The sequence below is a fragment of the Flavobacterium frigoris PS1 genome, from assembly GCF_000252125.1.
Lineage (GTDB): Bacteria > Bacteroidota > Bacteroidia > Flavobacteriales > Flavobacteriaceae > Flavobacterium > Flavobacterium frigoris_A.
This window is the reverse complement of the sequence record NZ_AHKF01000031.1, coordinates 1-23,827: the sequence shown is the minus strand read 5'-3', so window position 1 is coordinate 23,827 and position 23,827 is coordinate 1. Positions and strand designations below refer to the sequence as shown.

The 23,827-nt window shown below is 34.4% G+C and carries 20 protein-coding genes; 9 read left to right on the top strand and 11 right to left on the bottom strand.

Annotation, left to right across the window (positions count from 1 at the left end; all coding sequences use genetic code 11):
- Positions 1–107: 107 nt before the first annotated feature.
- From HJ01_RS16070 to mnmE, 5 genes are all read right to left on the bottom strand, one after another.
- Positions 108–1,175, bottom strand: coding sequence for a DUF932 domain-containing protein (locus HJ01_RS16070; RefSeq protein WP_007139556.1), 1,068 nt, complete (start codon positions 1,173–1,175; stop codon positions 108–110).
- A 44-nt stretch (positions 1,176–1,219) separates the two neighbouring features.
- Entirely contained in the window at positions 1,220–1,612 is a 393-nt protein-coding gene (locus HJ01_RS16065; protein ID WP_007139555.1) for a single-stranded DNA-binding protein, read from the bottom strand.
- 772 nt (positions 1,613–2,384) lie between these two features.
- A complete protein-coding gene (locus tag HJ01_RS16060; RefSeq protein WP_007139554.1) occupies positions 2,385–3,527 on the bottom strand; it encodes a tyrosine-type recombinase/integrase in 1,143 nt (380 codons plus the stop codon).
- The gene (locus tag HJ01_RS16055) at positions 3,524–4,087 is read right to left on the bottom strand and encodes a helix-turn-helix domain-containing protein (protein WP_040474079.1); all 564 of its coding nucleotides are present in this window, start codon (positions 4,085–4,087) and stop codon (positions 3,524–3,526) included. The genes HJ01_RS16060 and HJ01_RS16055 overlap by 4 nt, the downstream gene beginning before the upstream one ends.
- A gap of 232 nt (positions 4,088–4,319) precedes the next feature.
- Complete coding sequence (gene mnmE, locus HJ01_RS16050; protein ID WP_007139552.1) at positions 4,320–5,720, bottom strand: tRNA uridine-5-carboxymethylaminomethyl(34) synthesis GTPase MnmE; 1,401 nt, start codon at positions 5,718–5,720, stop codon at positions 4,320–4,322.
- 170 nt (positions 5,721–5,890) lie between these two features.
- On the opposite strand from mnmE, the gene HJ01_RS16045 reads away from it, so the two are divergent.
- The 3 genes from HJ01_RS16045 (at position 5,891) to HJ01_RS16035 (ending at position 9,574) form a co-directional block, all read left to right on the top strand.
- Positions 5,891–6,724: a universal stress protein gene (locus HJ01_RS16045; protein WP_007139551.1), complete on the top strand. Its 834-nt coding sequence runs from the start codon at positions 5,891–5,893 to the stop codon at positions 6,722–6,724.
- Positions 6,725–6,870: 146 nt separating this feature from the next.
- Complete coding sequence (locus HJ01_RS16040; RefSeq protein ID WP_007139550.1) at positions 6,871–7,704, top strand: universal stress protein; 834 nt, start codon at positions 6,871–6,873, stop codon at positions 7,702–7,704.
- A 97-nt stretch (positions 7,705–7,801) separates the two neighbouring features.
- Positions 7,802–9,574, top strand: a complete 1,773-nt coding sequence (locus HJ01_RS16035) for a MutS-related protein (protein WP_007139549.1) — start codon at positions 7,802–7,804, stop codon at positions 9,572–9,574.
- A 181-nt stretch (positions 9,575–9,755) separates the two neighbouring features.
- Here HJ01_RS16035 and dnaN read toward each other — a convergent pair whose 3' ends face one another.
- The 5 genes from dnaN to HJ01_RS16010 form a co-directional block, all read right to left on the bottom strand.
- Positions 9,756–10,874, bottom strand: a complete 1,119-nt coding sequence (gene dnaN / locus HJ01_RS16030) for a DNA polymerase III subunit beta (RefSeq protein ID WP_007139548.1) — start codon at positions 10,872–10,874, stop codon at positions 9,756–9,758.
- Between the two features lie 110 nt (positions 10,875–10,984).
- Positions 10,985–12,670 carry a gliding motility-associated ABC transporter substrate-binding protein GldG gene (gene gldG / locus HJ01_RS16025; protein ID WP_007139547.1) on the bottom strand — a complete coding sequence of 562 codons (1,686 nt, stop codon included), beginning with the start codon at positions 12,668–12,670 and terminating at the stop codon, positions 10,985–10,987.
- Positions 12,670–13,395 (bottom strand): gliding motility-associated ABC transporter permease subunit GldF, encoded by a 726-nt coding sequence (gene gldF, locus HJ01_RS16020; RefSeq protein WP_007139546.1) that lies wholly within the window; start codon positions 13,393–13,395, stop codon positions 12,670–12,672. Before gldF ends, gldG begins: the two co-directional genes overlap by 1 nt.
- A 76-nt stretch (positions 13,396–13,471) precedes the next feature.
- Positions 13,472–13,768 (bottom strand): putative quinol monooxygenase, encoded by a 297-nt coding sequence (locus HJ01_RS16015; RefSeq protein WP_007139545.1) that lies wholly within the window; start codon positions 13,766–13,768, stop codon positions 13,472–13,474.
- A gap of 55 nt (positions 13,769–13,823) precedes the next feature.
- Positions 13,824–14,654, bottom strand: a complete 831-nt coding sequence (locus tag HJ01_RS16010) for an S-adenosyl-l-methionine hydroxide adenosyltransferase family protein (protein ID WP_007139544.1) — start codon at positions 14,652–14,654, stop codon at positions 13,824–13,826.
- A 195-nt stretch (positions 14,655–14,849) separates the two neighbouring features.
- Here HJ01_RS16010 and HJ01_RS16005 point away from each other — a divergent pair, with 195 nt between their 5' ends.
- The 5 genes from HJ01_RS16005 (at position 14,850) to HJ01_RS15985 (ending at position 21,304) form a co-directional block, all read left to right on the top strand.
- Positions 14,850–15,800: a PhoH family protein gene (locus HJ01_RS16005; protein ID WP_007139543.1), complete on the top strand. Its 951-nt coding sequence runs from the start codon at positions 14,850–14,852 to the stop codon at positions 15,798–15,800.
- Between the two features lie 207 nt (positions 15,801–16,007).
- Entirely contained in the window at positions 16,008–16,823 is an 816-nt protein-coding gene (locus HJ01_RS16000) for an SDR family NAD(P)-dependent oxidoreductase (protein ID WP_007139542.1), read from the top strand.
- 190 nt (positions 16,824–17,013) lie between these two features.
- Positions 17,014–17,841, top strand: a complete 828-nt coding sequence (locus HJ01_RS15995) for an HAD family hydrolase (RefSeq protein ID WP_040474073.1) — start codon at positions 17,014–17,016, stop codon at positions 17,839–17,841.
- 70 nt (positions 17,842–17,911) lie between these two features.
- Positions 17,912–20,260, top strand: a complete 2,349-nt coding sequence (locus HJ01_RS15990) for a S9 family peptidase (protein ID WP_040474078.1) — start codon at positions 17,912–17,914, stop codon at positions 20,258–20,260.
- 90 nt (positions 20,261–20,350) lie between these two features.
- Positions 20,351–21,304: a phosphoribosylaminoimidazolesuccinocarboxamide synthase gene (locus tag HJ01_RS15985; protein ID WP_007139539.1), complete on the top strand. Its 954-nt coding sequence runs from the start codon at positions 20,351–20,353 to the stop codon at positions 21,302–21,304.
- A gap of 160 nt (positions 21,305–21,464) precedes the next feature.
- Here the strand turns inward: HJ01_RS15985 and HJ01_RS15980 are convergent, their stop codons facing one another.
- Positions 21,465–22,553, bottom strand: a complete 1,089-nt coding sequence (locus HJ01_RS15980; protein WP_007139538.1) for a M42 family metallopeptidase — start codon at positions 22,551–22,553, stop codon at positions 21,465–21,467.
- A gap of 81 nt (positions 22,554–22,634) precedes the next feature.
- Here HJ01_RS15980 and HJ01_RS15975 point away from each other — a divergent pair, with 81 nt between their 5' ends.
- The gene (locus tag HJ01_RS15975; protein ID WP_007139537.1) at positions 22,635–23,306 is read left to right on the top strand and encodes a DUF4294 domain-containing protein; all 672 of its coding nucleotides are present in this window, start codon (positions 22,635–22,637) and stop codon (positions 23,304–23,306) included.
- Positions 23,307–23,827 lie beyond the last annotated feature (521 nt).

Here is a 23,827-nt window from a genome sequence, read left to right as displayed (position 1 = left end):
TGAAGTTCAAGATTTCAATATATGTATTCCGTAAAACAAAAAAACGATACTAATAAAAATAGACGGCCACTATCAAAGTGGGCCGTCTATAGTTTTTAAAAGGATTATTAATTAAAGCAATTCATACCCATTTTTTGAAAATTAGTACAGATTTCAAAAGCTTTTTGAGATTTTAATTGTGCAGTACCTCCCATAATAATGGATTGTAATTTGGCTTCGCTATCCTTATAGCTACGAACATTTTGGTAGTAGCCTGTTACAGCGTTGTAAGCTCCAAACAAAGTTCCTTTTGTCGTGTTCATCTGTTGTGAGTCGCTCGTCATAGCATAGGCAAAAGCATCTTCAACCGTGTTCTTAAAAACTGTGGATATTTCGTCCTCATTTCCAGCCTTTAGATGTTGTAAGGTTTCTTTGTTAGGGCATAGTGCGAATTGTATCATTTTTTTAACCTCATGATCGTGCACTTTCACTTTTGCCCAATTATTAAAAATGTCCTCTAATTGATTACTAAATTCGTTTGCTAATCCCATTACTTTGTGTGCATTTTCCAAACGTTGTTTTGCTCCTGAGGTGTGACGTATTCGTACTACATTACTCATATTACGAAGCGATGCGTTTAGTGTATTTTGGCAAACTATTCTAACGGGTGTAAAAGCTGCCGTAATGCTTCCGCTACCATCGTGTGAAGTAGTGAGGAAAATATATTTTTCTGTAACATCATCACCATTGCCAACACGAATATAGTCCGGTAATTTAGCCGTAATAAAAATACGTTCTCCATTTCCTAAAGCGCCTGCAGTCTCGTACAAAATCCCATCTGTACCACCTACAATGGAATCGAAGAAACTAAATGCTTCACGATTTTGTACAATGTGATAGTCTTTACCGACTACACCCAAAACAGCATTGTTGTCCGTGCGGATAGTAGCAAAATAATTGGGTACGTTGACCTCGTTGTCTCCTATCTCTAAATTGTCAGTAGGATCAATTATGTTTGATGTCTTGGTATAAAGCGGACTTTTTACCACTTCATAATCAAGTCCTGCGTGTTTAATTGCTTGCGCGCTTGTTGGATAGTCCTTTACTATTTGCCCTAAACCGTGCCAAGCTTTTTCTTGTACGCTAAAAAAGGAATAACGTCCTGTTCTTTGGTTGAAATTTAAATTGTGTGCCATGATATTAAAATTTAAGAGTTAAAAAAATGATTAAGTATTTAGTGTCAAAATGGTAGATCATCTGCAGACTCCTCTATGATGATCTTTGTATTTTCTTGTTTTACGATAGCCTGCACCTGTTCTATTTTCTTACTACCTCCGTGTAATTTAATAGTCGAGGTGTGAAAATTTAAACTCGATCTTAATTCTCCGTTAGTAGCTGTCCAGGCTCTTGTGCTCACTCTTCCTGTTAGCTCTACTAAAGCCCCTTTAAGGAGTATTTTGGCAACATTTGGACTTATCCAATAGGAGCAATCAAAATAGCTAGTTTGCTCTATGCGTTCGCCTTGCTTATTTCGGTAACTATCATTGATCGCTACTGAAAAATTTACCACTTTTTTTTCCTGTGGTGTTGTGTGTACTTCCGCATCCCTTGTTAATCTTCCGATGATGTTCATAGTTTTTACTTTTTAGAATTATTTTTTAAATTAATTTATTCGGTAATGAGAGGAGGTGCTGTTTTGTTTCAGTCTAGTTCCAATATAAATAGTATTAAATTTCATTGTTGACATTTTTTTTATTCGTCCAAAGAGCCGGAGTATGCTATGTTTCGTTTCGAGAGCATAAAAGGTTAGTGTTTAGCAAAAACAAGGTTTTATCAAATAAATACGACCCGCATGGGTGGAGATTTTTTGATAAACCCGTAGGGCTTGACCTTTTTTTTGCGTAAAACACTAGTATACCTTTGCTCTTGAAATGGGACAAAAGCATACTGGTTTCTGAATAGTAATAGATTGGAAGCAAGGTTGTAAAGAAGATTTTTTGGGATTATAAAGAAAAAGCAAATCTTCAAATGAGTACTATGTAATGTTATCCATCCACTATTGATCCAAAATAATAAAATGGCTATAAAAGCTATGTAAAAGGATCTTGAAAATTATATGTAGGTAGTGGCTTAAATTTTCAGGATTCTTTTATTACATATCCGACTAAGCTCTTTTATGCTGAAGCGTAGCGGAAGTATAAATGTGCTTTGAGGATTGGAGTTAAGGTTAAATTGAGCGAGTATAGATTTGACTGTTTAGGAATATTATTTACGTGCTTTCAAAAAATCCGTGTAACGAAACTTAAAAAAAAGTCGCATAAGCCTTCGACTTTAAAGTGGTTAATAAAGCCACCTTAAAGTAAAAGACTGCAATTCATTTTCTTACTATAATTAAAAACTTTAATTTATTTAAATGAAATTTTATTAGTTGTTTCCCTTTTTTTCTCGTCGATGATTTTCGTATATATCTGTGTGGTTTTTATGTTTTTGTGTCCCAGCATTTTAGATACAGTAAAAATGTCGGTACCTGCCGCCATCTGTAATGTTGCATAGGTATGGCGAAAGCAGTGAAAAGTGATATGTTTCTCAATAGCTGCATCTTTAATCCAAATGGGTATCAAACGGTCAAAATCCCATTTTTTTAAATTTAAAAAGATTTTCCCATGTTCCATTCTTTGTTCACCTAAGAATTCAAGCGCTTCCACAGAAATAGGTAGGGTGACTGGCCTATCAGTTTTCTGCTGTTTAAATCTTATATAATACCCTTCTTGTTTGCTGTATTGTACTTCTTCCCATGTAAGTTTTGATATGTCGGAATAGCGCATGCCTGTGAGCAGAGAAAAAAGACTGACACGTTTAACAATTTCTTTTTTACAAGGGGTTTTAAATAACCTTAAGGCTTCTTCCATGGTTAGAAAATTCCTTTGAGACTCTTGTTCCTTTATGCTTTCAATTGCAGCATTGACATCGGTCTGCAGTAATCCTTTTTTGTATGCTTTTCGAAGAGTAGCTTTGATCTTGTTAAAATAGGATAGGGCAGTGTTTTGAGCCAGAAACTGGTTTTTTTTTCTGAGACATTTTGCCTTCAAGATGTACGCCCTAAAGTCCTCAATAATTGTCACGTCAATGTCCTGCATTAATATATCCTCATTTTTTAAAAACATTTCAAAGTGAATAATTGCGTACTTCCAAATATCTGCATTATTGCCAGTCCGGCTTTCTGCCGTATGCTTTAGATAATGTATAAATGATTTTTCACCAACCTCCTTGAGATGAATGCGCTCAAGCTCAAATGGGGTATAGATCTGCTCCTTATTTACTTCATTAAACCTGTTGCCACGAATGATCTCGGCCTTGAACAAGTTCTCGGAATTCAAAGCTTTTTCAATAGCACTTTTTGGTTTAGGAACGAGGTATAAACTTAAATACTCCCTACGGTAAAGTTTATGAGTCTTAGGATTGTATACTGGAGGGAAAAAATCAAGATATAGTGTAATCTTACCACTTGGCAGTTTCCTCTTTCTTAGCGTAACATTTATATTTTTCATCTTCCCACAGCATTAAAAATTATATCAATATCCTGTTTAGCAACACAGGTGAATTTTCCAACGGAATATTTTACTATACCCTGCCGTTGAATCAATAGATAGAGCGCTCCTGAAGAAATATTATACTTCTGTTGAATTTCCGTTATAGTATAGCAATTGTCAAAACCAGGAAATTGCTGTCCCGTTTTCAAGGTTACATCCTGTCCAGGAATTGCAAAAAAAGCTTCAAGATCGCATCTGCGGATAACAGTTCGTTTGCCAAACTTTGCAATGTCTAGCTGTCCATTGTTAACTAACCTGTAAATAGTACTTCTGCTGATTCCAAAAAGCAGGATTGCCTGTGTAATTTTTAAAAACTCCAACGGTTTTATTTTTTCCAAATCTGTATTTAAAAGCTGAACGATCTCGTTATTGCTTTTTTCTACTTTTCCTTTGCGTACAAGTGATTTATAACCTCTACTGTTGCAAATGGGTGAACAATACCGCGTTCGCGTTGTTCTGGCTGTGAACTGTTTTTTACAGTGCTCACAAATTCTGATAACCTCAATGTTAGAACTCATAATGTGACTAGTTTTTTGTCCCATTGTGTCTATGTGTCTCTCTGTGTGTCATCATTTCGCCAAAAAAAGTTCCGATGAGGAAAATTATTTTCGTGGTACAATAATGGTACAAAAAGGAACAAACTATCTGTAAATAAAGCTAAATAAACAGAAAGAAGAATCCCAGTTAAAATGCCGTTTTATGACATTTTAACTGGGATTCTTTGTTTTATTTTGTGATGTTTTGTAAGATTTATTTTCCGATACAGAAATTAGCAAAGATATTACCTAGCAATTCATCATTTGTAACCTGGCCTGTAATCGTCCCAAAGTGGTATAAAGCCTCTTTAATATCGATGGCCATCAGATCACTTGAAAGCTCTGTTTCTAGTCCGTATTTTACTTTCTGAATCTCGTTTAAAGCTTTTAGTAAGGAATCGTAATGTCTTGTATTTGTTACTATTGTTTCGTTGTTGCGCAAAGCTCCAGTGTTTACAAAAGACAGTAATTGATTCTTTAATTCTTCGACACCTCTGTTTTCTTTGGCACTTAAAAAGATTAGTTTCAAGTCTAAGGTTTCAAGTTCTTGACGAATGATTGCAATTTCTTGTTCTGAAAGTAAATCCAGTTTATTGATAACAACCACTAATGGTTTTAGCGGAAATTGATTTTTTATTTTTTCAATTTCAATGATGTATTCTAAGCTTAGCGCTTTAAATTTTAAACTATCAAATAAATATAAAACAACCTGTGCTTGTTCTATTTTTTCAAAGGTTTTCTTAATTCCAATACTTTCAATAACATCTTTAGTTTCACGTATTCCTGCCGTATCGATAAATCGAAAACCAATTCCTCCAATGACCAATTCATCTTCAATTGTATCACGTGTTGTTCCCGCAATTTCGGATACGATGGCTCGCTCTTCATTCAATAAAGCATTCAAAAGTGTCGATTTTCCTACATTGGGTTCACCCACAATAGCCACGGGAATTCCGTTTTTGATTACATTTCCTACTGCAAAAGAATCGATAAGTCTCTTGAGAACAAACTCGATTCGGTTTAAAAGTTCATGAAACTGTGTACGGTCTGCAAATTCGACATCTTCCTCAGCAAAGTCTAATTCTAATTCGATAAGGGAAGCAAAATTTAATAACTCCTCACGCAGCTTGGCTATTTCATTAGAGAAGCCACCACGCATTTGTTGCATAGCAATTTGATGCGATGCTTCGTTATCTGATGAAATCAAATCAGCTACTGCTTCGGCCTGTGATAAATCAAGTTTTCCGTTCAGGAATGCCCTAAGTGTAAATTCACCAGGGTCTGCCATACGACAACCTTTGCGAAGCAATAATTGAATTATTTGTTGCTGAATATAGGTAGAGCCATGACAAGATATTTCGATAGTGTTTTCACCAGTATAGGAATTGGGACCTTTAAAAATGGAAACCAGTACTTCATCTAGGGTTTTAGCATCATCGACAATATGACCCAGATGTAAAGTGTGTGTTTTTTGCTTTAGTAAATCTTTGTTTTTAATGGACTTAAAAACACTATTACCAATAGTAATTGCTTCATTTCCAGAAATTCTGATTACCGCTATGGCTCCCGCTCCTGAAGGTGTAGCTAATGCTACTATGGAATCGTTGTATAACATATTTTTTATTCTAAGTTGCAAAGGTAGTAAATCTTAAGAAGTATCTATTTTTTAATGGAAATGCTTTTTTACTATGAAAAAAAAAATGTAAATTATTGAATATTATGATTTTAATGTCGTAACTTAGAAAACCTCCTTCTAAACAAATACTCACTTCAAGCCTTTATAAAATGAAACGTATCCTCTTCCCAACTGATTTTTCTGAAATTGCAACTAACGCTTTTATTCATGTTCTACAATTTGCTAAAGTCATGCAGGCTGAGATTATTGTATTGCATTCCTATGAATTACTAGAGTTTGATGAACACTTTTTTCATGAAAATTACTCTATGATATATGATGCTGTTGAATTGTCACAATTTGATATGTTTAAAGAAGAGGTGCCTAAAATGCATAAAATGGCTAAGGACTTACATGCCGATCAAATAAAGATGACTCATCGCCTTATGGAAGGTACGCTGGTTGATAATGTTAAAAAGTCGATTGTTGAGGATAGAATTGATTTTGTGATAATGGGGACTTCTGGTGTAACCAGTTGGGATGCCTTTTTTGTGGGCTCGAATTCGGGTTCTGTACTTTTAGGAATTGAAGTTCCAATGTTTTGCGTACCATTAGCTGCAAAACACAGACCAATCAAAAACATTGGTTTTACTACTCGCTATAGAAATAAAGATAAAAAAGCGCTGAGTAGCGTATTAGAAATCGCCAAAAAACTAAATGCCAAAGTAAAATGTTTGTATGTAAAATCCAGTACTTCAGATGTGACTTGTGAGACTATTAACTTATGGGAAAAAGTGTACGGCAGCGAACCCATATCGTTTGAGATAGTGAATAGTGATGATATCAAAGAAACAGTTTTAGCCTTCGTATCTGCTAATAATATTGATGTGTTAACTATGCTTACCTACAAAAGAGGTTTTTTTGATGGCTTATTTGTACCTAGTTATGGTGACAAATCACAATACGACATCGATATCCCTATTTTAGCAATTCACAGTGATTAAGGGGAATAGGTATTAAAAGCGTCTGTTATTTTTAAAAACTACCGCTAAAACGAAATAAAACAAGTCTAATCAGCTGATATTTATCATATTAATAGCGTAACTTTATATCTATATTTGGTATATGTATCACATAAAACTTTTGTAAGATGAAAAGAATATTATTCCCAACCGATTTTTCCGAAGTAGCGACCAACGCATTTCTACACGCATTAGAATTTGCAAAAATAGTTCAAGGGGAACTTATTTTGTTACATACATTTGATTTGCCTGTATTTGACAATCAGTTTTTTCCTGAAAATTATCTGGTTATTTATGAATCTGTTGAATTATCGCGATTTGATATGTTTAAGGATGAAATTCCCAAATTGCGAGCCATAGCCGAAAAACATAATTTGGGCAACATCAAAATGACACATCGATTGATGGATGGTGGTTTGATTTATAATATTAACAAGGCAATCAAGGAGGACAAAATTGATTACGTTGTTATGGGTACGGAAGGAGCTTCAGGATGGTCCGCCTTTTTTTCAGGTACAAATACAGGAACTGTTCTTTCAGATGTTGAAGTTCCGCTTTTATGCATACCATTAGAATCCGAATTCAAAAAAATAAAAACGATTGGTTTTACCACCAGATTTAGATCAAAGGATAAAAAAGCTCTGAAAAAAGTATTAAACATAGCAAAACGTGCTGGAGCAGAGGTAAAGTGTCTTTACGTTAAAACTGATAAATCTGACGTTAGTAAGGACATTATTAAAGAATGGGAGAATGATTTTGAAGAAGAGCCTGTTGAGTTTTTCGTGATTAGCAGCGACGAAGTTGAAGAAACTGTTTTGGATTTTATTTTGTACCAAGAAATTGATGTTTTAACAATGCTGACTTATAAAAGAAGTTTTTTTGAAGGGATATTCCATCCTAGCTTAACAAAAAAATTCGCGAATAGTTTTGACATTCCCATTTTGGCAATGCCCATAGAATAACTTGGGTTTTTTTTAACTTTTTCAGGATGTATTATACTAGCATTCTAATAGCTTTTTTATTCGGGTAGCGCTATATTTGTTTTTCATTAAATCAGATATGGAAATATATAGCGCTAAGAGTAAAATTCATTCGGAAGACTTAAATAACATCAATAAGAAATACAATACTGTCAGTTTCTTCAGGCTGATAAGCATAATTCTTTTTCTGGGTTCTCTGTATTTTTATTTGAAGGATAGCAAAGGAATATTTATCATTTTTGCTATTTTCTTTTTTATGGGGTTTGTGTTACTGATGCGCATCCATAGCAAATTACTTTTCAAGAGGAAGATAAAAGAGGCATTGGTAAAAGTCAATGAAGAGGAGATCTCCTACTTGGGGAAAACCGCAATGCCATTTGAAAACGGGATCGAATTTAATGATTTTCATCATCCATATGCGTACGACCTTGATATCTTTGGAGAGCATTCTTTATTCCAAAATTTAAATAGAACAGCGACTTTTATTGGAAAAAAAACAATGGCAAATCAATTGCTTATTTTGTCGTCTGCTGAGGAAATTTTAGACAATCAAGCTGCTATAAAAGAACTTTCGGAAAAGTTGGATTGGCGCCAAGAGTTTTTAGCTTTGGCCAAAATTACTAATGACAGTCAATCTAGTTATGAATCATTATTGAAATGGAGTAAATTTCCCATTTTCCGATTGCCAAAATGGTCAATTATAGCATCGTATGTAACCCCTTTTTTGTTTTTTGGTATATTGGCTACGTATTTAGTCACATCAAATTCGGCTTTTCTAAACTATCTTATTTATTTGTTCGTTATCAATTTACTCATTTTCGGTAAATTTCATCAGCGCATACAAATAGAAATAGCCAATGCTGAAAACATAGATAAAATTGTCAGCCAGTATGGTTTACTGCTTAAAAAAATTGAACAGGAAACATTTAATTCTCCAAAATTGATTGGTTTACAAAAAAAACTAAAATTCAAAGAAGAGCAGGCAAGTGGGCATCTTAAGAAATTATCTGGATTGTTTTCTAATATGGATACTGTGGGCAACCTGGTTGCTGCATCATTATTCAACGGAACCTTCCTTTTTAATCTTCATGTTTTAAAACATTTGCTAGAATGGAAAGAGGGACACGCTAAAGTATTGGAAGAATGGCTTGCGGTTATAGGTGAATTAGAAATGTTAAATAGCTTAGCCAATTTTTCATATAACAATCCAGAGTTTGTCTTTCCAAAATTAAATTCTGATTTCAAGGTTGACTTTTCAAGCTTAGGGCATCCACTATTAAACGCAAATACGAGAGTGGATAACGAAGTGAGTTTTTATCCACAGTCGTTTATGATACTTACAGGCTCTAATATGTCTGGTAAGAGTACTTTTCTGCGCAGCTTAGGCGTTAATATGGTTTTGTCGGGTACTGGTTCGGTAGTTTGTGCCAGCGCCGGTAATGTGCATCCTTTACCTATTTTAGTTTCCATGAGACTATCTGACTCATTGTCGGATAGTGAATCCTATTTCTTTGCTGAAATTAAGCGCTTAAAGCAAATTATGGATGAACTGGAAAAAAATCCTGCTTTTGTTTTGTTAGATGAAATTTTGAGAGGAACAAATTCTGATGATAAAAGAAACGGTACGATTGAAGTAGTCAAAAAAGTGATTGCAAAAAAGGCGATAGGAGCAATAGCGACGCATGATATTGAGGTGTGCTTGACAACAAATGAATATCCGGATGTATTGACAAATAAATGCTTTGAAGTCGAAATCCACAATGACGAATTGAATTTTGATTATAAGCTTCGGGATGGTATCTGTAAAAATAAAAGTGCCACTTTCCTGATGAAGAAAATGGGGGTTATTTAAACTGTCATCTCTCTCCAAAAAAATACTTAATTGGACCAAAAGCAAAAGAACCGCAATTTCTATATGAAATTGCGGTTCTTTTAAATATAAAAATGGTTTGGTTAATAGCGTATTGAATTACAATGATAAGGCTTTATATTTGAATATCAAAAATCAAACACAACAAAATCATAATTTATTGTTAACTATTTAGCATTACTGGCATGACTAACATCGTTACTGTCTCACCATCCTCTAAGCCGTCAACAGGAGTAAGGATACCTGCTCTGTTTGGTAAAGACATTTCAAGCATAATCATATCTGACTGAAGATTGGTTAACATTTCAGTAAGGAAACGTGAGTTATATCCTATTTGCATATCGTCACCTTGATAATCACAAGTCAATCTTTCTTCCGCTTTATTAGAATAATCGATATCCTCTGCAGAAACATTCAGCTCAGCTCCAGCAATTTTTAAACGAATTTGGTGTGTAGTTTTATTTGAAAAGATAGCCACACGACGCACAGAACTCAAGAACTGAGAACGGTCAATCATTAATTTGTTTGGATTTTCTTTAGGAATAACAGCTTCGTAATTCGGGTATTTTCCATCAATTAAACGACACATTAAAATATAATTGTCAAATGAGAACGTAGCGTTAGAGTCGTTATATTCTATTTTTACCTCTGCATCTGAAGCAGAAAGTATATTCTTTAAAATTGTCAAAGGTTTCTTTGGCATGATAAAATCAGCAACCTGTGATGCTGTAACATCTGTACGAGCATATTTTACTAATTTATGTGCGTCAGTTGCCACAAAGGTTAATCCTTCTGGAGAGAATTGAAAAAACACACCTGACATTACTGGACGTAAATCATCATTACCGGCAGCAAAAATGGTTTTGCTTATGGCTGTTGCCAATACATCAGCAGGAACTAAAGTTACAGATGGCTCCTCTAAGTTTACCGCTTTTGGAAACTCATCACCAGGAGCATAAGCCAAGGCATATTTTCCTGAATTTGAACTGATTTCAATTGTACTGTTCTCCTCAACCGTAAATGTCAAAGGTTGCTCAGGGAAAGTTTTAAGTATTTCTAAAAGCAATTTTGCAGGTACCGCAACACTTCCTTTACTAGTAGAATCAATAGCTAGGTTAGCTGACATTGTAGTCTCTAAATCGGATGCAGAAACGGTTAATTCATTATTGTTTAATTCAAATAGGAAGTTGTCCAAAATAGGCAAAGTATTGCTGCTGTTGATAACATTACCTAAAACTTGTAATTGTTTTAATAAGTACGAACTCGATACTATAAATTTCATCTGTTTTATTTTATTTTTTTGAGGTATCTATTTTAGTGTGATTTTAAAATACAATACATTTTACAAATATATCGTAAACTATTCTAGTATTGAAACTTTTTTATTAACATCTACTTACTGTATTTTCTTTTGCGGAGGTAGGTAAATACAAGTCCAAAAAGCATCAAAATTAGAATTGGAAGCCCGATAGTTATGGCTTGGGTTAAGGTATAGTTTTCGTAAACTTTTTCTTTATCTAATAAAGGCAGATCAAGATCCTTGTTTCGAATGTTAATAAGTCCGGTATCGTCCAGTAAATAATTGACACAATTCAATAGGAAATCCTTGTTGTCATATAAATTCCCAGACCTTTGGTCATAGCCTAATTCTACAGGTTGATAATTTTTGTCCAATTGGTTTTTTATCAAATCCCCATCAGAAATCACAATCATTTTAGTGTCGTTTCCGGTGTTCTCAAAAGTCTTTTGATTAAATGGTTTTACCCGATTTTCAAAAACGGAATGGAAGGAACCTTCAAGCAAAATTGCAAGCGGAATATTACCAGTATTGATGTAGTGATTCGGGCTCGTTTCTTCGGCTACAATTTCCAAATTAACTTCTACCGGTGTACCTATTTTTTTTGAATAACGAGATGATTTTAATAGAACGGTTTTCTTAATTCCGTTTTTTAAAGTGTCAATTGGATTTGCAAAATCGAATTTAATACCACCAAGATTTTTTACTATTGGATGTTTATTATCTGGATAAACTAAAGGGGCAAATTTCCAGTTGAACTCCTGAAATTGTGTTGCACTACCTTGCTCTCCAGTAGCTAATTTTATAGGGCTTCCTTGCTCGTCCTTTACGATATCTGGATTAATACGGAAACCGTATTTAAAGAACATATCGTTCAAGTTTAAATCTCTAGGGAAGGCCAATGTCGAACCGGAAGGATTGTAAAGACTATCCATTTCTACGGATACTTGATCTACGAGCCACAAAGTTTTCCCACCAGTTATAATAAATTGGTCTAAAACTTGCTTTTCGGAATCCGAAAAAGTTTCCGTTGGTTTAGCTATTATGGCCAAGTCATACTTCTGTAAAGCTTCTAAACTTTCAACTGGACTCTTAGCTACTGAATCTAAGGTAAATGGACCTATGTGATAGCTTTCTCTAATTTGTAGAAGGAATTTAGCCATCAAAATATCCTGCAGTTCCCCATTTCCTTTAATTACTGCAATTTTTTTCTGCTTGTCTTTGGTAATTTTGTTCAACGCATCAGCAATAGAATATTCAAGATTTTGAACGGAACCAATCACTTGCTCCGTTGTCGAAGCGCCCATTTTATTTTTCAATAAAGGAATGTTGACTTCTTTGTTATGATAGCTTGCTATTGCCCAAGGAAAAACCATAGCCTGAGATTGCTTTCCCTTGTCATCTACAGTTATATTTACAGGAGTTAGCCCTTTTCGATACAACTCTTTAATGTTATCCATGCTGGTATCTTCATTTTCCAGTGGATTTACAAATGTAAAAATGATGTTTTTATTATACGCCTGGAACTCTTCAAGCAATTGCTGTGTTTCCTGCTGTAAACGCTTGAATTCAGCTGGCAATTCACCCTGCATGTATATTTTTATGGACAACGGTTCTTTGACCTGCTTGATGATGTTTAAAGAAGTTTCAGAAAGCGTGTATCTTTTATCCGAGGTTAAATCAAAACGGTGGAAAAACATATTTCCAATTCCATTGGTGATCAATAGAAGGCCAATTATTACGACTAAGTTTTTTAAATTACTTTTCTTTATGGGTACCATTATAATTTCAAAGATTTAAGTTTATAAACGGTAAGCGAAAGAAATAAAACCGTCAGACTAACAAAATAAAGGATGTCTCTCGTATCGATCACACCGCGCCCCATACTTTTAAAATGATCTTGCATTCCTAATGCCGAAATCATAGTAGAGTAATTTGGTATGATTGATGCTAATCCTTCGAAACCAAAATACAAAAAGAAGCACACGAATACAGAAATAATAAACGCGACAATTTGATTGTCAGATAGGGTAGAAGTGAATATCCCAATGGCAGAATAGGCCGCAATCAGGAATGCTAACCCAAAATAGGAACCAATCGTACTGCCCATATCAATATTTCCTTCAGGCATACCCAGTTTTGAAATCACGACCACATAAATAAATGTAGGTATGATAGCCACAATGATTAGCAATAGCGCTCCAAGGAATTTTCCATTTACGATTTGCCAAATGCTCAATGGTTTCGTTAGTAATAATTCAAGCGTACCTTGTTTTTTTTCGTCAGAAAAACTGCGCATGGTGACTGCCGGAATTAGGAAAATCAGTATCCAAGGTGATAAGGTAAAAAATGGTGTCATATCAGCAAATCCAGTATTCAGGATATTGTATTCCCCCTCAAAAACCCAAAGAAAAAGTCCGTTGAGGATAAGAAAAAGCGCAATGACCAAATAACCTATTGGAGAACCAAAAAACGATTTGATTTCGCGTAATAAAATGGCTTTCATATTTTTTGTTTAATGTTTTAAATATTTAAAGTTTCTAAATATTGGAACTTTAAAATTGAAGCTATAAAGTAATTTTTTATTCTAAACTGGCTAATTTGTCGACACTCCAGGCTTCAGGCTTGTCATTAAATAATTTTTTAGTAAAGGACCAAACACTGGTAAAGAGCTCTGATTTTCTATAGTTTTCTAAATCATCTTCTGTTTCCCAATAACTGTAAGTAAAAAAAATACTTTTATTGTTTTTGTCTTGGTATAGTTCTAAAAAACGGTTGCCAGGGGCGCTACGGATTTTTTCTTTTACCGATTCGAAATTCTCTAGGAAAGCAGGGATATTTTCTTCGTGAAAACTCAATTTTACTATTCGTACAAACATTATTTGTTTTTTTAACCGCAAAGCTCAGCAAGCGATTTGTTGTTTATTCTAAATCTTAATTCTTAAATTGAATGGAAACCACATCTTGATAATTCAAGCCCAACAAACTATTTGCTGATCCTACCTTTGAAGGGTTGCTTCTGAAAATGGCAATTTCGAGGAAGCCTGCTTCATTGAAAATCGCCAATTTTTCTCCTTCATAATTCTTAATCGAATATTTATCAGAACTGGCTATTGCTGAATAATTAGGTAAAATGGTTTTGATGTTTTTAGTTTTCATCAAAATCTCATACGGGCGCCCTTTGGCAACCTCTAAGAATTGTTTTTTTGTGATATTGGTGACCACATTTCCAAAATGGTCTATATAAATGACATATCCTTTAAGGGTGTTATTATCAACGGAAGTTACCGCTTTCAGTTCAAACACTTGTTTCAGGCTATTTATTTCTCTACCAATAACGTTCAACAATCCGCCCTTAGCAATATGACAAGCTACCATGACAAAAACATCCATACCAGACGCATCACTTTGCAAACGATCATGAATGTTTATAGCGACTAACTTTTGAGGAACAATTTTTTGTGACAACATGCTTAGAATGCCATTGTCAGCAGCGATAAAATAGGAATCATTCCACTGCATAACGATATGTTGGTTCTCTTTGTTCAATTCCATATCTACTCCAATCAGGTGAACTGTTCCTTTTGGAAAACTCGAAAAGGCTGCTGCAATAATGTAACTTGCTTCAACAGTGTTGAATGGATCAATATGATGCGAAATATCGATTATAGTAGCTTCAGAATATTCAGATAAAATTTTCCCTTTCAATGCACCTACAAAGTGATCTTTCAAGCCGTAATCGGTAGTAAGGGTAATTATTGACATAAATTTTTTTATAATTATTGGTGTAATCTAAAACTAATTTTCATTAAATTTGAGAAATGCAAATCTAATAATAGTAAATTCAAAAAAGCAAAAAACAAAAACAAATTCCAAATAAGTAAGACAAAAAATATTGTGGTTTAAAGCCAAAATACCTTAGATGTATTTATTGATTAATTTTATATAAAACTACAACATTTGAACGAAAGAATAATCGAGCTCATAGACATCGCTCCTAAAGAATTTTGGGGCGCTCAAGACACTCATCTTGAATCAATTAAAAAATATTATCCAAAACTTAAGATTGTTGCTAGAGGAACTACGCTAAAAGCTTTTGGAGAAAAAGAAATTTTGGACGAGTTCGAAAAACGCTTTCAACGGTTAATGCTTCATTTTACACGCTATAATACAATAGATACTAATGTAATTGAGCGCGTTATTTTAGGCGACAGTCAAGACGATAGACGAACACTCGTTAATGATAAAATTCTTGTGCATGGAGTAGGGGGCAAAATAATAAAAGCCATGACTCCTAATCAACAACTGTTAGTTGATGCAATAAATAAAAATGATATGGTTTTTGCCGTTGGTCCTGCGGGAACAGGGAAAACCTATACTGGAGTGGCTATGGCCGTTAAAGCATTAAAAGAAAAACAGGTAAAACGCATTATATTGACAAGGCCTGCGGTTGAAGCTGGAGAAAATTTAGGTTTTCTTCCTGGTGATATGAAAGAGAAATTAGATCCCTACATGCAACCCCTTTATGATGCTTTACGCGATATGTTGCCTAATGAGAAATTAGAGGATTATATTTTAAAAGGCATTATCCAAATTGCACCATTAGCTTTCATGCGTGGAAGAACATTAGACAATGCATTTGTAATTTTGGATGAAGCCCAAAACACGACACATTCCCAGATGAAGATGTTCCTTACCCGTATGGGGAAAAGTGCAAAATTCATGGTTACTGGTGACCCTGGACAGATTGATTTGCCAAGGAGAACCATATCAGGACTTAAAGAAGCTTTGTTGATTTTGAAAGACATTGAAGGTATTGGAATTATTTATCTTGATGATAAAGATATAGTGCGTCATAGATTAGTTAAAAAAGTAATTGACGCATATAAATACACGGAGAACGCAGATTAATAGGGATCTCTGATATAATGCTTGTCAGAGTAAAATATAGTTATTAATACAAATTTATTTAAATTACTGATTAATAACAAGTTCCAACTAACGATCCCAAATGGGATCGTTCTTTATTAATAAATTGTCCGTTTTTTTTTGAATTGTTTGCGATTGAAGTTAGATGTGTACAGTTAAAAAAATTATATTAGCAAAAAACTATAAATATTGAAGAGTGTAATCATCACAGGAGCTTCAGGCGGAATTGGTAAAGATATTGCTTTGCATTTTGCCGAAAACGGATGGAATGTAATTGCTACAATGCTGTGTCTGGAACATGGCAAAGAACTGCAAGGGATAAAGAATATTAGTTGTTATATACTAGATGTTACTTCGACAGTAAGTATTGAAGCTGCCAAGAAAGAAATAATGGAAGATTTTAAAACCATAGATCTTGTCGTTAATAATGCGGGTGTTGGGTATCGAAGTTTTGTTGAATTGGCGGAAGATGCACAAATTAATAACATTGTGGATATCAATTGGCTTGGTGTCGTGAAAGTTTGCAGAGCATTCATCCCCGTATTTAGGGTTCAAAAAATGGGGCATTTCATAAATATTTCGTCCATTGCGGGGTTAGTAAATTTGCCGTTGGGAAGCTTCTACCATTCAACAAAACATGCTGTAGAAAGTTTTTCGGAATGTATGGCCTATGAATTAATTGATTTTAATATTAGTGTTTCAACCATGCAATTTGGGAATACACCTTCCAATTTTCAGAAAAATGTAGTTAAATCAGAATGCTCATCGTTAGGTTCCTATACTGTTTTGATGGAGAAAATCAGTTTAATTTTGAAAAATAAAACTGATAAAAATACAGATTTAAAACCTCTTATTATTCGAGAATTATTGAAAATCGCAGAAAATCCAGCCAAAAACTTCAAGAGATATACCATCGGTTTTGATGCCAATGGTCTAAGTATGCTTAGATCAAAAATGGGGTATCGTTTATTTGGAAGATTGATCAGACAATCCGTTTTGAAATAGAAGCTATCTAATAATACATCTAGTTTAACAAACTGTATGTTGGTAGCTATCTTTAATATAATTGGATGCAAACTTTTTCCATAACTGTTTCTTTGATTTTCTTTTTCTTAAACTATTCCTTAAATTTTGGCATTCTGTTCAAAATTGGATATTTTTGAATTTATTAAAAATGATATAGAAAGAGATTAAAGTGAAAGATAAAATAAAAGTAGTAATAAGCGATTTAGATGGTACGTTACTAAATAAGGAACACAAAATATCAGAATATACTAAAACAGTTTTTCGGGAATTGCATGATCAAAACTATTTGATTATTGTAGCCACAGGACGTCATCATCTAGACGCGATGCCTATTGTTGAAGGCTTGGGTTTTCCTCTATATTTGGTTACGTCAAACGGTGCGCGCATTCATTCACCAAAAAAAGAACTTCTTTTTTCTTTTGATATAGATAGTGATGCTATAAAATCAGTACTTGATTTAGGAATTGACTCAGAAATTACCACCGTATTGTTTAGGGAAAATGTATGGCAAACGAATAGACATAATGAGTCGCTAAACAGTTTTCAGACTGAATTAAATTATTTGCCAGAAGTAGTTGATTTTTCAACTGTGGCAGACTTTAGCTCCATTAAAATGTTTTTTACACATGATAGACATTCAAAATTGATCGAGTTGAGAGATCAAATTCTAAAAAAACACCCTGATCTTTTTAGTCATGCATTCAGTTTGCCACTTTGCTTGGAGTTTATGGACAAATCAGTGGACAAAAGTGTTGCTATCGCCAAGATTTTAGAGATTGAAAATTTTAATTTTGAGCAAGCGATTTCTTTTGGTGATGGCTATAATGATGAGAAAATGTTGAATGCTACCGCTAAGGGACTTTTGATGGGAAATTCACCTGAGAGTCTAAAAAACAAACTTTTTAATCTTGAGGTAATTTCAATGAATTACGAAGATGGTGTCGCTAAATATTTGTCAGAAAAAGTGTTGTGTGATGGTGTTTCTACCGTTATTTAACTCAAAGATAGCAAATGTTTTTTTTATGGTTATCAAAGTGTATTTTTGTGTAAATCAAATCACACATAAAATGATTAAAAACATTTTTATACTCGCTTTTATCTTCTTTACGGTATCAGCCAAAAGTCAGGAACTGAAGTTAGATGAAATCATGAAGGGCGACGCTTTCATTGGAGTACAACCCACTAATGGACGGTGGTCTTTGGATGGGAAAAAAACATATTTTGAATGGAATCCCAATAATGAATTGGGAACCAGTACATACTTTTGGGAAAAGGGACTGATAAATCCTAAATTAGCGTCTTCCAAAGAAGCTTCTTTTTCCAAATTAGATTTTAAAATTAAACCAAACGCTGATTTAGCTTATTACATAGAGAAAGGGGCTTTGTATTCTTATTCTATCCAAAATAAAACCACAAAAAAATTACTGCAACAATCTAGTTCCATTTCTAACTTGCAATTAGGAGAAGAAACGGGGGTTTTGTTTTTTATCCAAAATGAGAACCTGCAAAAGTTTGACACAAAACAGGGTACAATCGTGCAGCTTACTAATTTTAAATCAGGAAGAGAGAAAGATAAAGAAGAGGAAAAAGACACTTTTTTAAATAATCAGCAAAAAGAATTGTTTCAATTTGTGCGAGATCAAGAAGCAAAAAAGAATTGGAATAAAGCCAAAGCTGATGAAAACAAGTCTAATTTCCCTAAACCTTATTTTTACGGAAAAGAAGGTTTTGAAGGTTTGAGAGTAAATCCAAAAGGAAGTTATGTAACTTTTAGACTCGTTGATGTTAATGAGAAAAAAAGTGAAATAATGGAAAATTTTATTACAAAAGACGGATACAATCAATCAGTTAATACAAAAGAAAAAGTCTCTAATGCAAATTTGACCAAATCAAAATTCGGAATTTATTCAGTCGCTCTTGATTCGGTTTATTTTTTGGACTTTTCCTCATTGAGTCATATTCAAGACAAACCTGAATATTATAATTCCTATGAGAATTTAAAAAACAAAGAAAAGGAAGATAAGCTGATTTTTGTTCAGGAACCCACTTATAATGATAGTGGATCTTATGCTATTACTGAGATTAGAAGTCGGGATAATAAAGACAGGTGGATCGTAAAAATGAATTTAGAAAAAGGGACGTTCCAAGAAATAGATTATCAGCATGATGAAGCTTGGATAGGAGGTCCTGGAATTCCTTCTTACGCTTATAGTTCAGGTACGTTAGGTTTTTTAAGTGATAATGAAACTATCTATTTTCAATCAGAGGCCACAGCTTACTCTCATTTATATAGCTATAACTTAAAGACCAACAAGAAAATCCAACTTACAAAAGGAAATTGGGAAGTGAGAGGCATAACCCTCTCAAAAGATAAAAATAATTTTTATTTAACCACTAATACTACGAATCCAGGAAACAGAGAGTTTTATAAGTTAGCTGCTAGCGGTGGTGAGTTGCAACCTGTTTTAACTAAAGATGGGGCTCATGAAGTTACGATTTCTCCAGACGAAAGGACTTTGCTAGTTCGCTATTCTTATAAAAATAAACCTTGGGAATTCTACACCGGTGCAAATAAAAAAAACAGTGTATTAACAGCGATAACCCATTCTACCTCAAAAGAGTTTGAGGAGTATCCTTGGCAAGCTCCTGAGGTTATCACTTTTAAAGCTCAAGACGGAACTAATGTAAACGCAAGGTTGTACAAACCAAGATCAGATAAAGCTAATAAAGCAGCTATTGTGTTCGTCCATGGGGCTGGATACTTGCAAAATGCACACAATTACTGGAGTAGTTACCATAGGGAATATATGTTTCACAATTTATTGACTGATTTAGGGTATACCGTTCTGGATATCGATTACCGAGGAAGCGATGGTTACGGGCGTGATTTTAGAACAGGTATTTACCGTTTTATGGGAGGTAAGGATTTAACGGATCAAATAGATGGTAAAAATTATTTGGTTCAGAATTTAGGCGTTGATCCTAAACGAGTTGGGGTTTATGGTGGCTCATATGGTGGTTTTATTACTTTGATGGCTATGCTCACTGCACCAAATGAATTTGCTTCAGGAGCCGCTTTGCGTTCGGTGACTGATTGGGCACATTACAATCATGGCTATACAGGAAACATTCTTAATTTCCCGGAAACGGATCCTTTGGCGTACAAAAAAAGTTCTCCAATCTATTTTGCTGATAATTTGACAGGTAATTTATTGATGCTACACGGTATGGTCGACGACAATGTAGAATATAAAGATATTGTTCGTTTGTCGCAGCGTTTTATTGAACTGGGAAAGAAAAATTGGAATTTAGCCTCATTTCCAGTAGAAACGCACGGTTTTAAAGAAACGTATTCTTGGATTGACGAATACAGCCGTATTCTTAACTTATTCAATAATACACTTCTTGAAAAATAGAGTAAGTAAAAACTACTTTTTTTTAATGAATCTGTATGAATTAGTTCTAAATTTGCATTTTGAAAACAACAACACAACACAACAGCCATAATGAGTAATACAATTACAACCACCAACTTCAATTTCCCGAATCAAAAATCTGTTTATCGCGGTAAGGTTAGAGAAGTGTACAATATTGATGATGAACTATTAGTAATGGTTGCCACAGATAGGCTTTCTGCTTTTGACGTGGTTCTACCCAAAGGAATTCCCTACAAGGGACAAATTTTGAATCAGATTGCCACTAAATTTATGGAATTGACTGCGGACATAGTTCCCAATTGGTTAATTGCAACTCCAGATCCCAGTGTAGCAGTAGGTCATTTGTGTACTCCTTTTAAAGTTGAGATGGTAATACGTGGTTATCTTTCAGGTCACGCAGCTCGTGAATATACACTTGGTAAAAGAACTATTTGCGGAGTTTCAATGCCAGAAGATTTAAAAGAAAATGATAAATTCCCAACCCCAATTATAACGCCTACTACAAAAGCAGACAATGGAGAACATGATGCTGATATCTCTCGTGAAGACATTCTTGCAAAAGGGATCGTTTCAGAGGAAGATTATTTGGTTCTAGAAAAATACACTCGCGCTTTATTCCAGAGAGGAACTGAAATTGCAGCAAGTCGTGGGTTGATATTGGTCGATACTAAATATGAATTTGGGAAAACTAAAGACGGAGTAATTGTTTTAATTGATGAAATTCACACACCAGATTCTTCACGTTACTTTTATTCAGCAGGATATCAAGAGCGCCAAGATAAAGGAGAAGAGCAAAAACAATTATCAAAAGAGTTTGTTCGTCGTTGGTTAATTCAAAATGGTTTTCAAGGTTTAGAAGGACAATTAATTCCTGATATGACAGATGAATATATCGAAACCGTTTCAGAAAGATATATTGAATTGTACGAAAAAATACTTGGTGAAAATTTTGTGAAAGCAGATATATCAAATATAAATGAGCGAATTGAGAAAAATGTTCTGGCTTATCTGCAAAACAGATAAAAACAAAACAGATCTATATAGAAAAAACCGCAATTCTTGATGGAATTGCGGTTTTTTAGCTCTTATAGCAGCGGCATCTCTCGGTTTTGAAAAATAAGGCTTTTTTCAGCCGTAGTTTTTTTATCGGGAATACAGCACATAGTGGGATTAGCTCCTAATTCTATTTAAAATAAGAATAGGTTTCATTATTTTCTAATTTTAATAAAGTCTCATATATTAGTTTTATAACATTTTCGACATCATCGCGATGTACCATTTCAACCGTCGTATGCATGTAACGCAACGGAAGTGAAATCAAAGCCGAAGCCACGCCACCATTACTGTAAGCGAAAGCATCAGTATCAGTTCCCGTAACACGAGAAGACGCTAAGCGTTGGAAAGGGATTTTCTTTTCCTCGGCAGTATCCAGAATTAATTCTCTAAGATTATTTTGAACGGCTGGTGCATAAGTAACAACTGGTCCTTTGCCAATCTTTGTTTCTCCTTCAACTTTCTTATCGATCATAGGAGTAGTGGAGTCATGACATACGTCTGTCACAATTGCCACATTTGGTTTGATGGTTTTCGTGATCATTTCGGCACCACGCAATCCCACTTCTTCCTGTACGGAATTAGTGATGTATAATCCAAATGGAAGTTTCACTTTGTTCTCATGTAGCAAACGAGCTACTTCAGCAATCATGAAACCACCCATACGGTTATCGATAGCACGACAAACGAATTTGTTATCATTTAGAATCATGAATTCATCAGGGTAAGTAACAACACAACCCACGTGAACACCCATCTTGTCCACCTCTTCTTTAGTCTCGCAACCAAGGTCAATGAATATATTACTGATTTTAGGGGTTTCTTCTTTTTCTCCTTTTCGGGTATGTATAGCTGGCCAGCCAAATACGCCTTTTACAATTCCTTTTTTAGTATGAATATTAACGCGTTTTGAAGGAGCAATCTGATGATCAGATCCACCATTTCTAATTACATATATTAATCCGTCATCTGTAATGTAATTAACGTACCACGAAATTTCATCTGCATGGCCTTCAATCACTACTTTATATGGCGCGTCTGGGTTGATAACTCCCACTGCCGTTCCGTAAGTATCGGTTATAAATGTGTCAACATAGGGTTTTAAATATTCCATCCATAATTTTTGACCTTCGGCTTCAAAACCAGTCGGCGATGCATTATTTAAATATTGCTCTAAAAATGTGATGGAGGATTTTTTTAATATCGATTTTGTGCTCATAAAATATATTTTTTGCTAAATTATAAATTTGGCATTACAGTTGCGCATATAATGTATAATTTTACATTTAAATTATGCCTTATGAAGTTTATTGCGTTTCTATTTTTATTAATGTCCATTGCAGTTAATGCACAAGTTGTGACTCCAGAACCCGTGAAAATGGGTTATGAGCTTACGGAAAGCGATGATATTATCAATGATACAATCCAACTAGAAGAAATCCTAGTTTCAAAGGAAAAGCTAGATCCTGATGCTAGAAAGCAATTCCTGATTCTTCAAAGCAGGGTCTATAGAACCTATCCATATGCCAAGTTGGCCTCTGAAAGGCTAACGCTTCTAAATAAAGGAATGGAACGCCTTTCGTCGAATAGGGAAAAGAAAAAATATTTTAAGATTGTCGAGGATTACGTTAATAATGAATTTGAGGCGAAACTTAAGAAATTGTCTCGCAGTCAGGGAAGAATTTTGGTAAAATTAATTCATCGCCAAACGGGAACCACGACTTTTGAATTGGTAAAAACATTAAAAAGCGGTTGGAAAGCCTTTTGGTCTAATACCGCTGCTAGTATGTTTGATATTAATTTAAAGACAGAATATGCTCCTTATGAAGTAAATGAAGACTTTTTAATCGAAACTATATTGAGTAGAGCCTTCCAATCAGGAAGACTGCAAAACCAAGCACCTGCAAAACCAGTAGATATCGATCGTCTGAACGATTTTTGGGAATCAAAAGCCAAAAGTCCCAACCTGTAGTATTCATATTAAATATGGACTCTACCTTATATATAGGGTCAGAATAGTTTTTATTGGGAGCTATTTCCTGCTATTCGCTACAATCTCCTAGAGCCAAACTCTGGCTCTAGGAGGATTTTTACTTCTATCAGGGCTATGGATTCGTTTTAATAATGGCGGTTTGGATTTTTAATTAGAACAACAGCTTACCTAATTATATAAGATTATGGTTAAAAGGGCAACAATAGTGATAAAACACCCAGTCTTTCTATTGCTGGGAGTTTTGTAGTTTAAATGAAAAAGGGAATAAACGTAAGGTGAACGCTTGTATTCATTAGAATGCTTCTAATTTTTCGTTCGAAACAGGAAGGGGAGAGTGAAAATTTTGTATCCAAAAGACACAAATCCAGCAACTTAAAATGAAAGTTAAGAAAAGAATAAAAAAAGGTAAATAAAAAGCTTGAATTAGTGAATAAAGGTGGTACTTTTGCACCCGCAACAACGCAGACGTTCTTACTTGTTTAATGGAAAGCAAAATTTAA